Raw genomic sequence first — 630 nt, forward strand, 5'->3', positions numbered from 1 at the left:
ACACTACCGCACCTTCTGGTCGGTCGTGTTACCGTTGGTGCTGCCGGGCCTGGTGGCGACGTTTTTGTTCGTGCTCGTCCTAGCATGGAACGAGTACCTGCTGGCCCTGTTCTTGACCAGCGCCAACGCCCAGACGCTGCCGCTCTCGGTGGCGGCGCAGAATGCCACGCGCGGCCCCCAGTGGTGGTATATGTCGGTGTTAATCCTGATCATGATCCTCCCCGTCATCGCTATGGCCATTATCCTGGAACGTTACATCGCACGCGGCCTGCTCGTCGGCGCCATCAAAGGCTAGGCCGCTACCAGCACCCGGCTGCCAAACGAGCCGGCAGATTGTTGCCGACGCGCGCCACGGCGATGCCTCTCCCCTGAGTCACTGCTATGCTTAAGTATCGTCTGCTTCATCCGCAGCTACTCAGCGCACTCGGCCGCGCCGGACATGGCAGTCGCATCCTGATTGCCGACTCCAATTATCCGGTCATCACCGGCGCGCCGCCAGCGGCTGAGCATATCTACCTCAACCTGGCACCAGGCCTGATCGCAGCCACGGATGTGCTCAAAGTCCTGCTCGACGCCATCCCCATCGAGGCTGCTATGGCGATGTTGAGGGAGGACGGAGGCGAGCCGTCC

The 630-nt window shown here is 62.4% G+C and carries 2 protein-coding genes; both read left to right on the forward strand.

Going from position 1 to position 630, the window contains the following annotated elements:
* On the forward strand, positions 1–295 hold a 295-nt coding region (locus NZU74_20585), incomplete at its 5' end, for an ABC transporter permease subunit (protein ID MCS6883724.1).
* Between the two features lie 86 nt (positions 296–381).
* Positions 382–630 (forward strand): RbsD/FucU family protein (locus NZU74_20590; protein ID MCS6883725.1); only part of this gene is annotated, 249 nt, incomplete at its 3' end.

The sequence above is a fragment of the Chloroflexaceae bacterium genome (assembly GCA_025057155.1).
Taxonomy (GTDB): Bacteria; Chloroflexota; Chloroflexia; order Chloroflexales; family Chloroflexaceae; genus JACAEO01.